Source organism: Flavobacterium sp. KH_035 (genome assembly GCF_057839565.1).
In genome coordinates this window covers 2,439,721-2,456,486 of sequence record NZ_CM174492.1, presented here as the reverse complement: position 1 = coordinate 2,456,486, position 16,766 = coordinate 2,439,721, and the positions used below count along the sequence as shown (strand labels likewise).

The window sequence follows — 16,766 nt, the reverse complement described above, 5'->3', positions numbered from 1 at the left end:
ATGACACTTGATGAACTATATACCGAGTTGGTAAATGCCAATTCATCTGGACACCTTAATCTGGTACCGGGAGTGCTTTCTAGTGGTCCTATTGCTGATTTTTATTTAAAGCTCACCGCCAGTCAACCCTTCATAATCAATAATGGTACAGTTGAAAAATCTGTTGACGGGAAAACGGTTTCGATCAAAAATGGTACCGCAGCCATCTTAGGTATTGTTGACTTTCCTGTGGAAATGGATTTCACAGAACCCAATAACACCTTACTATCGGAGTTAAACGGTTTATTAATAGATGGAACGTGGGATATCGCAGGAGTCAGCTGGTTTTCGATTGGAAAACCTTTTGTACTGGTAAATGCTGCCAACGATGAAACACCGGTAACCGGAAGCATGGGTGGAGAAATTAATATTGGAATCCCATTAAAATTAGCAATGGATTTGCCTATTACGCTAAACAAATGGGTACTAAATGCTAATTTTGAAACCGATTACCCTAGTATTTCCTATTTTTCGCAGCTAATAGGCGGTATCAATATTTCCAGTGTGTTACCCGCACCAATAAATGCTTTTACTGATCTAGGAATCAGTCAGGTAAACATGGTGTATGATGCAGCTGAAAAAGCCATCTCTTCGATCGGCATAACAGCAAAAACAAGTGAACCCTGGTTGTTGTTAAGCAACTTAACTTTAAATAATCTCGAGATAGGACTTAATGTTTCCTATCCGGGAGATTCGACAAAACGTGATACGAATGTACAGGTAACCGGATATTTTAATATAGGCGATAAAAACATTACAACAAACCAATACCCAAATACGATTGCGGCATCTGCTTATTATGCTCCTTTTGCCATGGGCGTGCAATTAATAGAAGGTACTATTCAGTTGGGAGACTTACTGACCCTATTTCTCCCGAGCGTACAAATCGATCTGAAATCGGAAATTACTGCATTTCAGATGAGTATTGAGCCAACCTCAAAAGAATATACATTAAGTTGCGAAATTGTTGCCGATTGGACTTTCTTTACTTTACAAAGTCCCGATCTAAGCTTTACCATGACCGGCTTAGGTTTTGCAATAAGTAGTTTACAGGGAACTTCTACTGGACAGATTAACGGAGTTTTTCACATTGGACCTTCAACTCCCGATTCTGGGGTTGATTTAAATATATATGCAAGCTATGATGAAGATGCCTGGATTTTTGGTGCCAGCACCGGAACCGATCAGGTAATTTCATTGGGCGATATCGCAGTTACTTTTTTACAGGCCTTTGGCATGGGGTACGATACCATACCGAGTTGGGTAAAAGACAATTTACCAAGCATCCGCAATGTCAGTTTTAAAGACACGCTACCCAATGACAAAGCTAAATCATCAATTTACAATGTAAAAGGTGATGTAGCCTGGCACCTGCAATACAGCTCTTTTAACTTAGACCTCAGTGCTAACGTTGATATTACCTATACTGATGGCAAAACATCAGGAACCATTACCGGTACAGCCGACGCCAAACAAATGCTCGGATTGACTTTTATAGTAGGGTATAAATTTGGCACACCGGATACCGAGGTTTATTTAAAAATACCGGAATTTGCCAGTACGATTACGTATACCAGCAATACCAAATACGATATCATTGATATTAAATTTGATAAAATATCACTCGGAGAAATTGTTTCTACATTGGTGGGTACCTTCAGTCCCGGCTTCAGTTTATCTGCCCCCTGGAACATCTTAAACAGTATAGATCTTTCCGATTTTGAGTTTACCTACACCCGATACAAAGATTCAGCACAGAGCAGCATTGTAGCTACCATTCCGATAAAAGTAGATTTAGGTTTCATCAATATAAAATCCCTTAAAATTACCAAAGACGATTCGGTTACCGGAAGTGGTGTTTACATCTTTATTGAAGGTACCTTCTTAGGGCTTCCTATCGGAAGTGATTCCCCTCTGCAAAAAGACGGCAAGGGAAGTGATGCCACAAAAATGCCGGCTGTACCGGGAATGGGAAGCGAGTTTTTCGACTTGAGACTACTGGCTATGGGACAACACGTTACCCTATATGACGTTCCAAGTCTGAATTCGGTAGATGCCGCAATTACAGCATTATCGACCGCATTTACTACCTCATCCAATGAGGATTCAACTACGATACCAGTACCCGCAGCAACAGCAACCACAAAACCGGGAACCCTGGTATTCGATCAGGACAGCAACTGGCTGATAGGAACCGATTTTACAGTAGCCAAATTTTATCGTATTGCCGCTGTATTCAACGACCCTAATATGTACGGATTACTGGTTGGAGTAAGTAAGGATGCAGGCGCTTTTAAAAATCTTCAGTTTGAGATTCTTTATAAAAAAATAAACGACTCGATCGGAATGTATCAGATCGATCTGCAATTACCGGATCAGTTCAGGCACCTTGAATTTGGAGCCGTTTCGATTACACTTCCAATTATTGGCGTAAAAGTCTATACCAATGGTAATTTTTATCTGGACTTTGGTTTCCCGGCCAGCATAACCGATTTCTCGCGTTCCTTCTCGGTACAGGTATTTCCGTTTGTAGGATTCGGAGGATTCTATTTCGGATACCTTAGCGGAGCAACCTCCAGTAGTGTGCCGACTACCACTTGTGGTGTATTTAATCCTGTTATCGAATTTGGTTTAGGACTTTCGTTAGGCGTTGGTAAAACCGTCGATCAGGGGATCTTAAAAGCTGGGCTTTCACTTACGGCCGTTGGTATCTTCCAGGGGGTATTGGGCTTTTTTACGGCCAACACTTCTTTGGAGACGCATGACGATACTTATTTTAAAATTCAGGGAACCTTTGGGTTAACAGGTCATATCTATGGGGAGATTAATTTTGCTATTATCTCTGCCAGACTTGATATTATGGCCTACGCCTATATTACCATGATTATCGAAAGTTACAAAAAGATACCAATCACTTTTGAAGCCGGAGTTTCTGTTAAACTTACCGTTAAAATTAATCTCGGATTATTCTCTATCAAAGTATCGCTGCACTTTAGCGCTACCATCAGTGCTTCATTTGTCATCGGCAGCGACACATCAGCCTCTGCACCATGGAATATTTGTCCGATAAAAGGATCAGGAGAGCGACTATCATTAGATATGGCCAGCAGAACTTTAAATGCGATGAGTCTGGATACCGCTCCGGTATATCTAAAATGGCAGCCTATTCAACCCGCGACAAAAGTACCACTTGACTTATTGTTTTTTCCACAGCTTACAGTATCAGGAGAATCCGGATCAGCAGGTCCTCAATATGCTTCGATGCTGTACATCAACACAGATCCTAATGATAATAGTCTTGCAGCCTTAACCGAAGGTGTACTTTACTGGGCTCTTAATGCACTTATTGGAAATACGAGCGAAAATACAGGTCTGAACTGGCTAAAAGAGCAAACTATAACAGCCGATCAAATCAGTACGTTGCTTTGCTACTTTAACACAAGACCAAATCATGTTGCGCCATTTAACTATATAAATGCGACAAACAATGACATTAGAACTTTCTTCAGTACTTATTTCCAGCTAAACATACGTGCTGTTGACGCCACACAAGAAGGAAGTATGGATGCGGCGGTTTTCCCTGTAGTACCGGAATTAATTCTGAATACCGATCTAAATGGTGCTACGGGTACTCCTGTTAATTTTGCTACCCAAAACATGACGGGTACTCAAAATTATATCAGTGATATAACTGTACTTCTTGCCTCATCTGCTGTTGATTATCAATCCAATATTACCGCAGAATATTACGATACTTCTGATTGCAGTAACGTATCCGATCCAACTTACGAAGAGCAGCACAACCTGTCCTTCCCTACCTTTATGTTTACCGATTTTGTGGCACTGCTGGCCAAACAGGCACTCCAAGCCGCAGCCGATTATCTGGACAAACAGGAAACTCTTTCGGCCAAAGTAAGCGATGTTGTTTCGAATGCGGTTACCGACAGCGTACAGGGAATTGGCGGTATGGCATCAAGGTTTATGCTTCATGGTCTGAGATTGCCTCAGCCGCCTGACGCTTCAAAAGGAGTAACACAGCCATTGTATGTATTAACAGGACAACAGATTGCAATACCTTCAGCCTTAAAAGCAGGTGATAAATATTCGGTGCTGTTGCAAAATCCAAATGCATCCTGGATTACGATGGTTTCAGGGACCAATAATACCCTTACCATAACCATTGATGACAGTGAAATACAGCACATCCATGATGTAACAACGATTACTTTGTCGCCAACACTTTCGTACGGACCAACGGCACTAATCAACTACAATGATACTCCTCAAACCTTCTCATTAGGAGCTCCTGCATTATGGCAATATCCTGGTGATTTCTATTCAGGTATAACCAATCAACCTGTGATATGGAAATTACCATCCAATTTAACGACCATTTTTGCCGAAGAAGGAAACTGGCTTTTTGATGTTAAAACTTTAACTACCAACGATACTGGCACTACCAAGTCAACAGTAAAAAATTATACCTGGGGTACAGTCGTTAATTTCTCGCTGCAAAAGATAACCGCAGTTGATGGTCAAATTACACCTTTATCAAACAACATGTACAATTTGGTAGGTGCCGATGACGCAGGAACTGTTTTTCTACAGGAATTACTAACGTATCTGAATACGCATGGCGATAGTGACGGAACCAAAACCATTCAGCAAATTCAGATATTGTATCAGCCGGATCCGACTGAAAATGGCAATGGAGGTTATATTTCAGATCTAAATGGAGGTTATAAAACGGCCATCGTTCAGGCCAATCTGTCAACAGAAACCAATCCGGCAGAAGCAATGTTCGCGAGAAGTTTTATAGCTGAAATTCCGGAGCGAGATTATAATACCCTCAATAACGCAGGTGACTTTATCAAGTTGTTATGGGAATGCAGTATTGTTCGCAGCGGCGGTTTCTATTTCTATTACAATAACAGTGAGAATAAAGGACTACCGGATACCCTTTTTGCCGGTAACGGAATCGCTAATATAGCATTGGTTGTTACTTACGATAACTTAATATTAAGCCCGTTTGTAAACAGTGTTGTTATAGGTGATACCATTGATACGACAAATACTTCCGTTTACGTTCAGTCACCGGATACTGCTCCAATAGCACAACAATACACAACCCGCGTGGCTACTTTATTACCGGGAACAGTAGGTTACGAAGTATCGCGTAAAAACCCTGGGGATTATGTGCCTACACAACCGGTACCAACATTAGCTGAGGATCAGATATACCTGCAAACGCAATTCAATCTTATCGGATTAACTGTGCCAGCCATACCTGCTTATATCAATCCAACACCGGCAGGTCCTGTAGATTCAATGGACGATGAGGCCATTCAAAATACCAAAAACGGAAACGCTTCGGCCAATGACGATGTTGAAGATTGGAATTACAGCGCTGTTATTCCGTATTACAAATATGTACAACCGCAAGGAACAGATCCTAAATATCCGAATCCATATGCAGGTATAGGAACTACTGTACAAATGGTAATGAACTGGCAGGATATGTTTGGAAATGTGCCGCCAAAGGGCACAACACCGTTAAATGCTTCTATGCAGCTTTTATATGCAGATGCGATCATTGCACTAAGTCAATGGCCATCAGTATCAGTTTCCTATTTGTTCAGCCCGGTTAACGGTAAACCAAACATCAGTCTTAACTTTAATTTCAATACGGTACGTTATATAGGCGAAGGAGCACAGAATAATGCTCAGATCGATATCATTACGTTTATGAACATCTATTATCAGCTTAGTAATAGCGATATGGTTATTCACTACACCACAACAGTAGAAGATCAGGCTAATACACAAGGAGTGATTACTCCAACAGATCATAGTATTGCAAACAGTGATTTATTGAATCATTTTATCAATCCTATTATCGTGTATTTAAATGCGATCATAGCTGGTCAGTCGCCGGTTGCGGTTCAAACGTATACCATAAATTCAGCCGTATCAACCGCCAATATCATCACTTTGCCCGAAATTTCATTGGTATCCACAAGTCTGACGATGAAACGTGTTGCGAACTTAGATCCTAATTTCGTTAATGTTGCGGGAGTCGCTTTATCCAGCACTGTTATTCAGCCTTTATCTGAGAACGGTGTAAATGCTATGCTGGCACTTACTTATTTTGCCGAGCAATTTGAAGCTGCTTTTATCAATCAGCCTAATACCGGCATCGTACTTAAAGCTGCTACCGGAGCCAATCTTACCAAAGGGAACAGCGATACAACTGCAAATGCACCACTCTGGATGGTTCGTTTTGACAGCACCGGGGTGAATGGTCTTAAATTCGGATTTAACAATCAGCAGGTATACTACTTCGCTCCTATTCCGTTGGCAACAAGTTTACAGTCGTTCTCTGCTAAGATAAATACGTATCAGCAAGGGAAACCTTACCCCGCAGACAATGGCATCACCAAAAATTACACTAGTATCGATATGGACAGCTGGGGCTTACAGTTTTTACAGGCTGTAGACAAATTTCTTAGCCCTTCTTATTCCGTTCCTGCCTTTTTATTGACCGCAAATGATGTTTTTGCCGGAGATCCTGATTATTTACAGTTGATACTCGACGCCAAACAAAAACTGGCTGAAGCTATTGAAGGAACGATTGATTTTATTATTGAGCCAAGTGCCGGAAAAGAACCTTCAAATATTGGTAACGCACAGGAAAAATGGAAACAACAGATCCTTATACAACTGGCAAATGCTTATCGCTATATCGCCTCTGTACAAACTACTGCCAGCATAAGTTCGGCTTATAAAGGTGCGGAATACGCCAATTCCAACAATGTACCACCACAGCAACCTTATGTTCCTTCGCTTTACGGAAAAATGTTAGGTCTTGATCCTACTGCCGCCGGCTCTGATACCATTCTGAAATCGACTGAATATTCATTATCCACCGCAAAAGTTCCAACTGCCAACGGTAATTCCTGGTTGACCTACATGTTTGAAGCCAAAGATGCAGCCGAAAGTCGTAGTTTTTCTTTTAGTGACATGGAATACAACGTGAGTCACCTCGAATTTGACATTACCCAAATACCGGATTTAGCAGATTACCTTGCTTCTTCGTGGCTGACTTTTATCGTTCCGCTTGACGGTCAAATAGATCATAAAGACAGTCCGCTTGCCAATATGAGCGATGTTGGAGAAACTGCAATACCCGTTCCGTTGCGTGCTTACCCAACACCTCCTTCGATATCGGCACAGAACTTTGATTATCCGGCAAACGAATCGACTCAGCCACAACCGGTCACTATAGCAAAAGCGCGCCAATGGGAGTATTATTATACGTACCAAAACCCTTCGGCGGCACAGGATACTATCGTAACAGAAATTCAGTTTAATGTTACGGATCAAAATCAGAGTTTTTATGCCAGTGCAAATACACCAAATTTAGGGCTGTATCAGGCATTTGCTCAATTCATTGATTCTTATCCGTTAATTAATGCCGATTTCGATAATTGCCTTGCCCTTCTTACTCCGGCAACTTTAAAAGCCGATTCAACTTTGGCTATTAATGCCCGCTATGCGATGTTGGCTTTTATCGATATCGTAAATCAGGTCGCCGATCAATGGTCCGTTACCAATCAGGTCAACCCTAGAAAAACGACGTTAGGAGCAAGAGCATTCTCGACCGCTCCTGCGCCACCATTTACATTGTCTTACACGATTACCGAAAGCGCTCAGGAAGAAACGGAGTACTTAATTGTCACTATTGATTCTACGAACCAACAATCTGCGAATGTTACGATCGACGTATCAATTACAGACTATACAAGCGAACCGATAGAAGGTAAAACAAATGAATTTTTGTATTACACTACTGACAATGAAGGAAATCGCGTCTATCTGTTGTATGAAAACCGAAATAATGATCCATCAAGAACCGTTCAGCTTAATGATCTGGATATTCTGAATGCACAAAATGCATGGAGCAGCGTAGCGGTAATAAGAAACGAAGAACTGTTGCAAAACGAGGATGGTACATGGCAAACTACCAATAAATCATTTATCTATCAAACGCCGCAGGTAATGTTCTATAACAAACTTATTCCATTATTGAATGCGAATAATGCTATAGACATTAACACCATTGCAACCCCTACTTATCCAGTACAGTCAACCCGTACACTCAATGTACAGCTATTGGCCTTGTTTGACGCTTTAACCGAAAACATAGATCCTGCGATTACCGGGTTTACGATAAAAATGCAATGTGATTATAGTTATGTCATTCCGGGAACCACTTTCCCTGTAGACATACCTGTATTGCTCGTTACTCCTACCGAATTGACAGTCTCAGACCACGGAAAAAGTATGGCCGATTTGATGTCCGGAGGAATAAACAACTGGATAGAAAGCAATAGTCCGCAAACTAATGCCGGAGCCTATACCTTCATGTTGACTGCTTATTCTGTAACCGATAGTTATGTACCGATATTGCAAATCCCATTAACATTATCACTAACAGCGATCACAACCTCTTAATCATTTAATTAATTCAATACCTTATAAAAAAGCAGGATGCTCAAAACATCCTGCTTTATAATTTCAACATCAATTTGTATCTATCTTTTGTAATAAGCCACAATACTGGCTTTAGCCAACGTCTGATTCCATAGATTAAACCCTACGATGGCCGGGTTTGTATTCTCATCAAGCCCCAGTTTGTCGGTTTTAAGAGCATAAACAGTGATGATGTATTGATGAAATCCATGCCCCTCAGGCGGGCAAGGTCCTCCAAATCCTTTAATTCCGTAATCGGTGATGCTTTGTATTACACCTTTTATTGCAAATTTATCTTTGTTACCTGCATTAGTTACCAGTTCATTTATATCTGATGGGATATCAAATACAATCCAATGCCAAAAACCACTTCCGGTGGGTGCATCAGGATCATACATCGTCACGGCAAAACTTTTTGTCCCGGCCGGTGCATTTTTCCAGGACAATTCGGGTGATTGATTCTCTCCGGTACAGCCAAATCCCTTAAACTCCTGTATTTTAGTCGCCTCTCCTCCCAAGTCTTTACTGCTGAGCGTAAAAGTCTTTTGTCCGAAAATTGTGCTTGTGAAAATTAAAGATATTATCAAAATTACATTTACTTTTTTCATTTTTCTGTAGTTTAAAATTTTAAACAAATTTAGCCCCGAGGATGAAAAATAAATTGAGGTAAAGGCTCAAAAACTATAGCCAAAAGCTCATTTTAGTTGCCCTTGTTTTGGGGTCACTCCATACTTTGATTTATAAGCCTGAGTAAAACTGGATAAACTTTCGTAACCTACCTCAAAATAAACCTCTGAAGGGCTTTTTTGCTCCTGATGAAGCAAATAATTGGCAAATTCAAGTCTTTTATTTTGAAACCATTTAATCGGTGATTCCAAATAATGCTTTTCAAATTCTCTTTTAAATGTCGAAACACTCATATTACACAAAAAAGCCAATTCTCTTAACGACAATTTACTCAAATGACTACTTTCAATAATCTGAATGAATTTTTGTGAAGAATCATTACGGTTTGCAACTAAAGAATATAGAAATTCTGTACCATGAATCTCCGTCAGATAAAGCATTAACTCTTCAAACTTCACTTCCAGTAGTTTACTTTTAATTGCTATCGATAATTTCGAAATATCCACCAGACTATTTACAAATCGTTTAAGGAATACATCATATTCAAAAGCATAAACAGATTTAGATTCTTTTAATTCCAGTTTACTCCATTCCATTTTTCTGATAAATCGCAATACCATTTCATTTGAAAAAAATAAAATAATACTTCTGTAATTAGAAACAGCAGAAAGTTTTTCAGTCATTAAGCAATGTCCTGATTTCATCATAAGAAACTTCGAAGCGTCTATTGCTACAGCCGAATTTCCAAAAACGACTTCTTTTGTTCCTTCCATTAAAAAACTAACTGCATGCTGACTCAGAATGATTTGCTGCTTCGAAACCTTTTTAGAGCTATTGTAATCATAAACCTCAATTAGATTTGATCCTTCAAAATTTAACTCATTAGGAAGTGTAAGTATATTCATATTGATAAAAGAGGAAACGGATTTTTATCCCAAATTATTTACTGCTGTATAATATCCAAATCGGAAATGTGCTTTTTGAAGCACTACTTTAAAGCAATGTGTAAATATAAACTATTTTACCTCGGGAAAATCTCTCCAAATTAACTCCCCAAAATCCAAATCAAATACGAAGACATCTCGGAAAAAATCACACAAAAGCAATAATCAACTCATAATAAACCTATTAAGTCATATCAAAAAATATATTCGTATTTTTAAATTTCTAACCCACTAAAACCAAAACTATGCGTTATAGTATTGCCCTTCTTAGTCTTTTGATGTTGTTGTCTTGTAAAAATGAGCCAAAAACCAATATATTATCCAATTACTTTACCTACAATCAGGACTCCAATGTTGAATCTGCAGGAGTTAAAATGATTCCGATAAAAACGCCAATTGGAGAATTTAAAGTTTGGACAAAACGTTTTGGAAACAATCCGAAAATAAAAATACTATTACTGCATGGGGGTCCAGCTATGACCCACGAATATATGGAATGTTTTGAAACCTTTTTTCAACGTGAAGGCTTCGAATTTTACGAATACGATCAATTAGGGTCCTACTATAGTGATCAACCAAAAGACAGCAGTTTATGGACTACCGAACGTTTTGTAGAAGAAGTAGAACAAGTTCGTAAAGCTATCGGGGCCGACAATAGTAATTTTTATGTCCTGGGAAATTCATGGGGCGGAATTTTAGCAATGGAATATGCCTTGAAATACCAACAAAACATGAAAGGCTTACTTGTTTCAAACATGATGGCCAGTGCACCCGATTACGGAAAATATGCTGATGAAGTGCTTTCAAAACAAATGAAACCGGAAATCTTAACAGAAATTAGAGCACTTGAAGCCAAAAAAGATTTTAGCAATCCCAGATATATGGAATTACTTCTTCCAAATTTTTATCAAAAACATTTATGTAGACTAAAAGAATGGCCAGACGGGCTAAATCGTGCCAGCAAACATATTAATAATGATATATATTCATTGATGCAAGGACCTAGTGAATTTGGTATTAGTGGCCGTTTAGCCCACTGGGATATTAAAAATCGCTTACATGAAATTACAGTTCCCACCTTAATGATTGGTGCAAAATATGATACTATGGATCCAAAAGCAATGGAAGAACAAAGTAAATTAGTCAAAAAAGGACGATACTTATATTGCCCAAACGGAAGTCATCTTGCCATGTGGGATGACCAGCAAATATTCATGAAAGGAGTGATACAATTCATTAATGATGTTAATACCAATACATTCTAATATTGTAGAAGTAAAAGAAAGTAAAACTAAAAGATTATCATCAAAAACGATTCACTTTGAGTCAGAATATCCACATCTATACAAACTCAATTCTATTAATAGTTCTCTTTTACAAATTCACCGTTTTTAGGTGCTCATCCATTTAATAAACAATTATTTTGTTTATCATATTAAGTTTTTTTTCTAATCAATAAAATAAAAACAGGTAATTATACTGTACTCTTTTACGTATTAAATAATTAAGTTTACTTTTTAAATATTTAGAATACAAAACGCAAAACCTTAAATAACTGACATTTAACATGAAATAAAGTTATTTTAAAGTTAAAGGGTAATTAAAAATATTACCAGGAACAAAAGTATTTATAATAATTAATTCTAAGAAAGTTATCATTCCCAATATATTCTGTTGCTATTCTTTTAAAAATTTTAAAATATTAACTATGAATAAATTAGATCGTAAAATTCCGGCTTTTAGTGGTTTTAGTATTGAAATAGATGAAAGATATTTCATGGCACAAAACAAAAAATTATTTAGATTAGGTATAAAACTTAATACTCCAAATATTTGCAATTGGTCCTGCCCCTATTGTTATGTTGGCGATGAAAAATCAAAATTGCGTCCGCAAAAACTTGACGATCAAGGCAATGTTACTCATGATTTAAGTAAAGATCCCTTTTGGTTCGAAAGAATGAAAGGCTGGATTTTACAAGGAATTGAACTTGGAGCCAAAGCCGTTACGTTAAATGGTACTTTTGAACCGACTACTTCAAAAGATCTTTATAATGTCATTGATTTTTGTCGAAGTGAAAATCTTGCTACAACATTGGTAACAAATGGATTACTATTAAAAGATGATGATATAGAAAGGCTTTACAAGTCTGGCGTTAATGTGTTAACAAAACTAAATGTACCGATAGCAGATAGTACAGACCCAAATTATGATAGGTTTTGTGATATCCAGAAAGAACTAAGCGGATTAAAAAGCGAAAAAACGAAAATCTACGAAAATCAAAAAGAATTAATTCAGAAATTCATTGACATAGGATTTAATGAAAAACAAACAGATGGAAGCATGAGATTTGGAGTAGAATCAGTTATTACAAACCTTAACTTGGAGTTTATGCCTAAACTGATACGACAATTAAGAAACCTGAATATTTACGCCCATATAGAAGTAACAAAACTTCAGGGGTTTGCAAAAGCAAATCCAAATCTCACGATATCTAAAGAAAAACTTCAGTGGTTGTTTGAAACTGTGAGAGATGAGGACTATGCGGATGGATTCAATTATTATGATATAAAACCTCCCTATATAGGCGGAACATGTTATGAAAATCTTCACAGACTTGACATACATGCCGATGGAAATGTAAAACCTTGCCCAGGAATAGAAACAAATATTGGTAATTTAAATAAAATTTCATTGGCTGAAGTTCTCAATTCTCAATCACTTGATATTATCCGAAATCTGGAAAAATACATTGAAGGAGACTGTAAAGAATGTGATCTGTTCAAGTCAAGAGAGTGTTATGGCGGTTGTCGGGGAACGGTTTATCAAACATTAAAATCAAATGGATTTTCGGAATACGAAAGCTGGGTAGGATCAGATCCGTCATGCTGGCGTGTTGAAAACTTACTCGATAAAAAAATAGCCAAAACAACTTTGTTTAATAAAACAGCAGCAACAGTTCAATAAAATATACTTTTAGAATATGAAGCAAATACTTGGAGTATTCTATTGGCATAATCCGACAAGATTCGGCAATCTGGAATTGGTGAATGACTTAAGAAATCAATTCCAGATTCTATTAATCACCAATATGGATCTTTCGTATTTAAAAGGATTTTGTGACCATTATATAGTTGCTGATTATCATTCCCCTGACAATGTAATCCATCAGGTAATTGAATATAATAAACATTCAAAAATACAGGGTATGATTACTTTGTCGGAAGGAGCAGTAAGCCTTTTGGCAGATTGCACTCAAAAACTTAATCTGCCGGGTAACTTGCCCTATAGTGCAAGAATTGCCCGGAATAAGTATATGATGCGGGAAAAAGTTAAGGAATTGGGATTATCGCAACCCAAGTTTTATAAAGCCTCCTCCATAAAAGAAGCCGTTGTAATTTATCAGGAAGAATTTAATGGTGGGTCTTTATTTTTGAAACCACCCTGTCTCGGAGGAAGCTCATTTTGTTTGCGTATAGATTCCCTAGATCAATTAAAACGGGAATGGGACTATATTTTTGATGAAAGCTTATTAAGAACAAAAGGAGATCCTTTGTTTGAAGAACAATTTAAAAATGGCGAATATTTTCTCCTGATGGAAGAACTTCTGAGCGGAACAAATTTTCTTCACGATCAATTATTAGGTGTAGAATTTCCATGTTTTGAATTGAGTGTTGAAGGTTTTATTCAAGGAAATAAAACTTTTGTCTACTCAATTACAGATAAACTTCTCAGAAATAACTCAAAATACGGTGAAGAATTTTTATGGCGCATGCATTCCAGAGTACCGATGCTATTTAAGGAAAAACTAATACATTATGTCAACATAATAAACAATGGGATTGGTGCCCGAACGGGCTGTTCTCACACCGAATTTAGGATCGAATCCGGAGACCATCATAATTTTGACGTCATATACGAAAATCAATATTATAAGATAAGCTTAATAGAAACGGCATTACGCCCAGGTGGCGCTTATATGCAAACGGCTTTAAAACATGCGACAGGTTTTAATTCTATTCGGGCAATGGCGCTTCAGGCTTGTGGCCTCGAGAACGATGAACGCATTAAATTTAGAAAACCAGGAATCATGATTAATTTATGGGCGCAAAAAGAAGGTATTGTAAAGAAATTAATTGGACTCGATAAAATAATCAGTCTGAAAGAAAAATTGGCTTTCTTTCATATTTTCGATGCGATTGGTGATTATACATATCTGCCTCCCGTAGCCAGTCGCGGAATGGGTGACGTTTTTATTATCGATCATGATATTAACCTAGATGAAATTTCTGATTGGGAAATTCGGCTTCATAGTGACAGCCCTTATGAGCAGATTGAGAAGTTGTTTTTTGAAGTAATGAATAATTTTGAAGCACACACAGAATAAAAATATAATTAACCTAAATTTTATCTGATGAATAACAATCATACAATGGATAATGTATTGCTAATTGACCGATGCTTAAATCTACATAAAAAGTTATATCCTTTGATTGGTAAAATGTATCTGATTACAGATCAAAATGACGACAAACCCACTACGTACAAAGACTTTGGATACGAACAGATTATCGAGGTAAACACGCTCACTAACGATGAAATTATAGATTTGGCTGTTTCAATAGTTAAAACAAAAAACATCAAACACATTCTTTCGTTTGATGATAAATATCAGGAAATTGCTGGTAAAATTGCGCGAATGCATGGATTTTGGTTTCCTTATGATCAGGGAGTTTGTGACTCGGTTAGAAACAAGGCTGTCACCCGAAATATTTTAAGCAGTAAGGGACTGGATAATTTACCACACAAAATTATTAATGACGAAACAGAAATTGATAAATTTATTGAAAATTATGGTTATCCTTTGGTTATGAAACCTTTATCATCACAAGGAAGTTTGGCTGTTAACATTATACACGATAACCGGGAATTAAAAAAAGCAATTCAATTGTTTAAAAAAAACGCAAAAAATCAAATAATGTTATTAGAAAAATACATTCTCGGTAAAGAGTATAGCTTTGAATGCTTCTCAGAGAATGGCAACCACGAATTAATTTGTGTTGTTGAAAAGTTTAAATCTGAGGTTTATTGTGTTGGAATGGGGCATAGGATTCCTGCTGATTTAAGCTCTTCTGATTTATTTAGGATGAAGAAATATGTTTTTTCATGTCTAAGTGGCTTGGGAATAACCAATGGACCCACACATACGGAATTAATATTCTCGCCCTCCGGTCCTGTAATCGTTGAAACACATACACGGGCATGTGGAGCGCATGTACCTTATCTGATTGAAAAATTATACAATATTGATATTCAAACGTTATGGATTCATCAATTCTTAGGAAGCACAATCATTGATGAAATTAAAAAATCCAAACATTCCGAAAAAACCGGAGTAGTCTGGTTCAAACATTCAAACAAAGCAGGAGTACTTGATCATATAAAAGGGATTTCCGAGACCTATAATACTTTTGGCGTATTAAAAGCCGAAGCAATTCAAGCAAAATTTAAAACCCTTGAGAATTTTACAAAAAGATCCGAAGACAGACTAGCGTATGTCATTGTTGTTGAAGATGATCATGACGAAGCCTTGAATAAAGCCCAAACAGCAATTAATAGTCTGGATGTAGTATATGTTTAGTTATTATTTTGTTTTTTTTCAATGAAGTCTAATTCTGGCAACTATAAATCAATTTTGTTTTTTTTGATCATGATGGAAAAAACATCTGCGCCCTATTATAACCCTATTTCGTTTTTTTAAATCATATAAAACTCAATGTGCACTATTGTATTCAAGCATGGAAAAACATAATATGATCCTAAAAAAACTCAGGTATCGCAAAAGGATAGGATCAATACTAAAACCAGTGGATTTATAAAATTGGACATAAGTATTAGTCGGTCTAAAAAGAATCAGGTTCAAAAGTTGTGGAGTGATAAAAATAGTATTCTCTTTACCGTAAAGGACTTTAGGAATGAAAGTGGCAACCTTTTGCAATCCTTTAAAGTTTTACATTTTTCTAAAATTTCTTAATTGCTAATAATAATAATTTACAGCTTACCCCATAAGAGACAAGTATTTGGAATCTGTTGCTCTGAAAGAGCCTTAGCAGTAACATGGCACGAAAGTTCATTTCAATCAGATGCCGTTAAACTTTTAAAAGTAACTCCGCCAGGAGTCTAATATTGGTAACCACAGGTAACACTCACAACCTGCCCATCATAAAGGTGTCCCGTAGGGACTACACTATCAAGTAGCATAAAAAAGACCTAAAGGAATCTCTCAAAATACATAAAACAAAAAACCCTATCCGATTTGGATAGGGTTTTTAAAAGAAAGGCGACGACATACTCTCCCACATAACTGCAGTACCATCTGCGCAGGCGGGCTTAACTACTCTGTTCGGGATGGGAAGAGGTGAGCCCCGCCGCAATAACCACCTTAAGGTTTTTAGTAATTAGTCCTTAGTGCATAGTAATTAGTCCTTAGACTCTTTACTAGCTACTTTTCACTAATTACTGCTCTTGCGCGAGCAAATATCTTAACATACTGAGATAAAGAAAAGTACTTTTATTTACTATTTTAGAAAGTTTCTTCTCTCCCGATTTGCATCGGGAGAGAAAAG

7 protein-coding genes and 1 rRNA gene are annotated in these 16,766 nt (G+C 37.4%); 5 read left to right on the top strand and 3 right to left on the bottom strand.

Annotation, left to right across the window (positions count from 1 at the left end; genetic code table 11):
* Nucleotides 1–8,553, top strand: a complete 8,553-nt coding sequence (locus AC3IS6_RS10470; RefSeq protein WP_489164816.1) for a hypothetical protein — start codon at nucleotides 1–3, stop codon at nucleotides 8,551–8,553.
* 80 nt (nucleotides 8,554–8,633) lie between these two features.
* On the opposite strand, the gene AC3IS6_RS10465 is transcribed toward AC3IS6_RS10470, so the two are convergent.
* Both AC3IS6_RS10465 and AC3IS6_RS10460 read right to left on the bottom strand, forming a co-directional pair.
* On the bottom strand, nucleotides 8,634–9,179 hold the full coding sequence (locus AC3IS6_RS10465) for a YbhB/YbcL family Raf kinase inhibitor-like protein (RefSeq protein ID WP_489164815.1): 546 nt from the start codon (nucleotides 9,177–9,179) through the stop codon (nucleotides 8,634–8,636).
* 87 nt (nucleotides 9,180–9,266) lie between these two features.
* Entirely contained in the window at nucleotides 9,267–10,103 is an 837-nt protein-coding gene (locus AC3IS6_RS10460) for a helix-turn-helix domain-containing protein (protein WP_489164814.1), read from the bottom strand.
* Nucleotides 10,104–10,387: 284 nt separating this feature from the next.
* Between AC3IS6_RS10460 and AC3IS6_RS10455 the strand changes: the two genes are divergently transcribed.
* The 4 genes from AC3IS6_RS10455 to AC3IS6_RS10440 all read left to right on the top strand — a co-directional run bounded on the left by AC3IS6_RS10455 (nucleotide 10,388) and on the right by AC3IS6_RS10440 (nucleotide 15,781).
* Nucleotides 10,388–11,407, top strand: coding sequence for a proline-specific peptidase family protein (locus AC3IS6_RS10455; RefSeq protein ID WP_489164813.1), 1,020 nt, complete (start codon nucleotides 10,388–10,390; stop codon nucleotides 11,405–11,407).
* A gap of 443 nt (nucleotides 11,408–11,850) precedes the next feature.
* On the top strand, nucleotides 11,851–13,107 hold the full coding sequence (locus AC3IS6_RS10450; RefSeq protein ID WP_489164812.1) for a radical SAM protein: 1,257 nt from the start codon (nucleotides 11,851–11,853) through the stop codon (nucleotides 13,105–13,107).
* A 16-nt stretch (nucleotides 13,108–13,123) separates the two neighbouring features.
* Nucleotides 13,124–14,527, top strand: coding sequence for an ATP-grasp domain-containing protein (locus AC3IS6_RS10445; RefSeq protein WP_489164811.1), 1,404 nt, complete (start codon nucleotides 13,124–13,126; stop codon nucleotides 14,525–14,527).
* 27 nt (nucleotides 14,528–14,554) lie between these two features.
* Nucleotides 14,555–15,781: an ATP-grasp domain-containing protein gene (locus tag AC3IS6_RS10440; protein ID WP_489164810.1), complete on the top strand. Its 1,227-nt coding sequence runs from the start codon at nucleotides 14,555–14,557 to the stop codon at nucleotides 15,779–15,781.
* A 694-nt stretch (nucleotides 15,782–16,475) separates the two neighbouring features.
* Here AC3IS6_RS10440 and rrf read toward each other — a convergent pair.
* A 5S ribosomal RNA gene (gene rrf / locus AC3IS6_RS10435) occupies nucleotides 16,476–16,585 on the bottom strand.
* Nucleotides 16,586–16,766 lie beyond the last annotated feature (181 nt).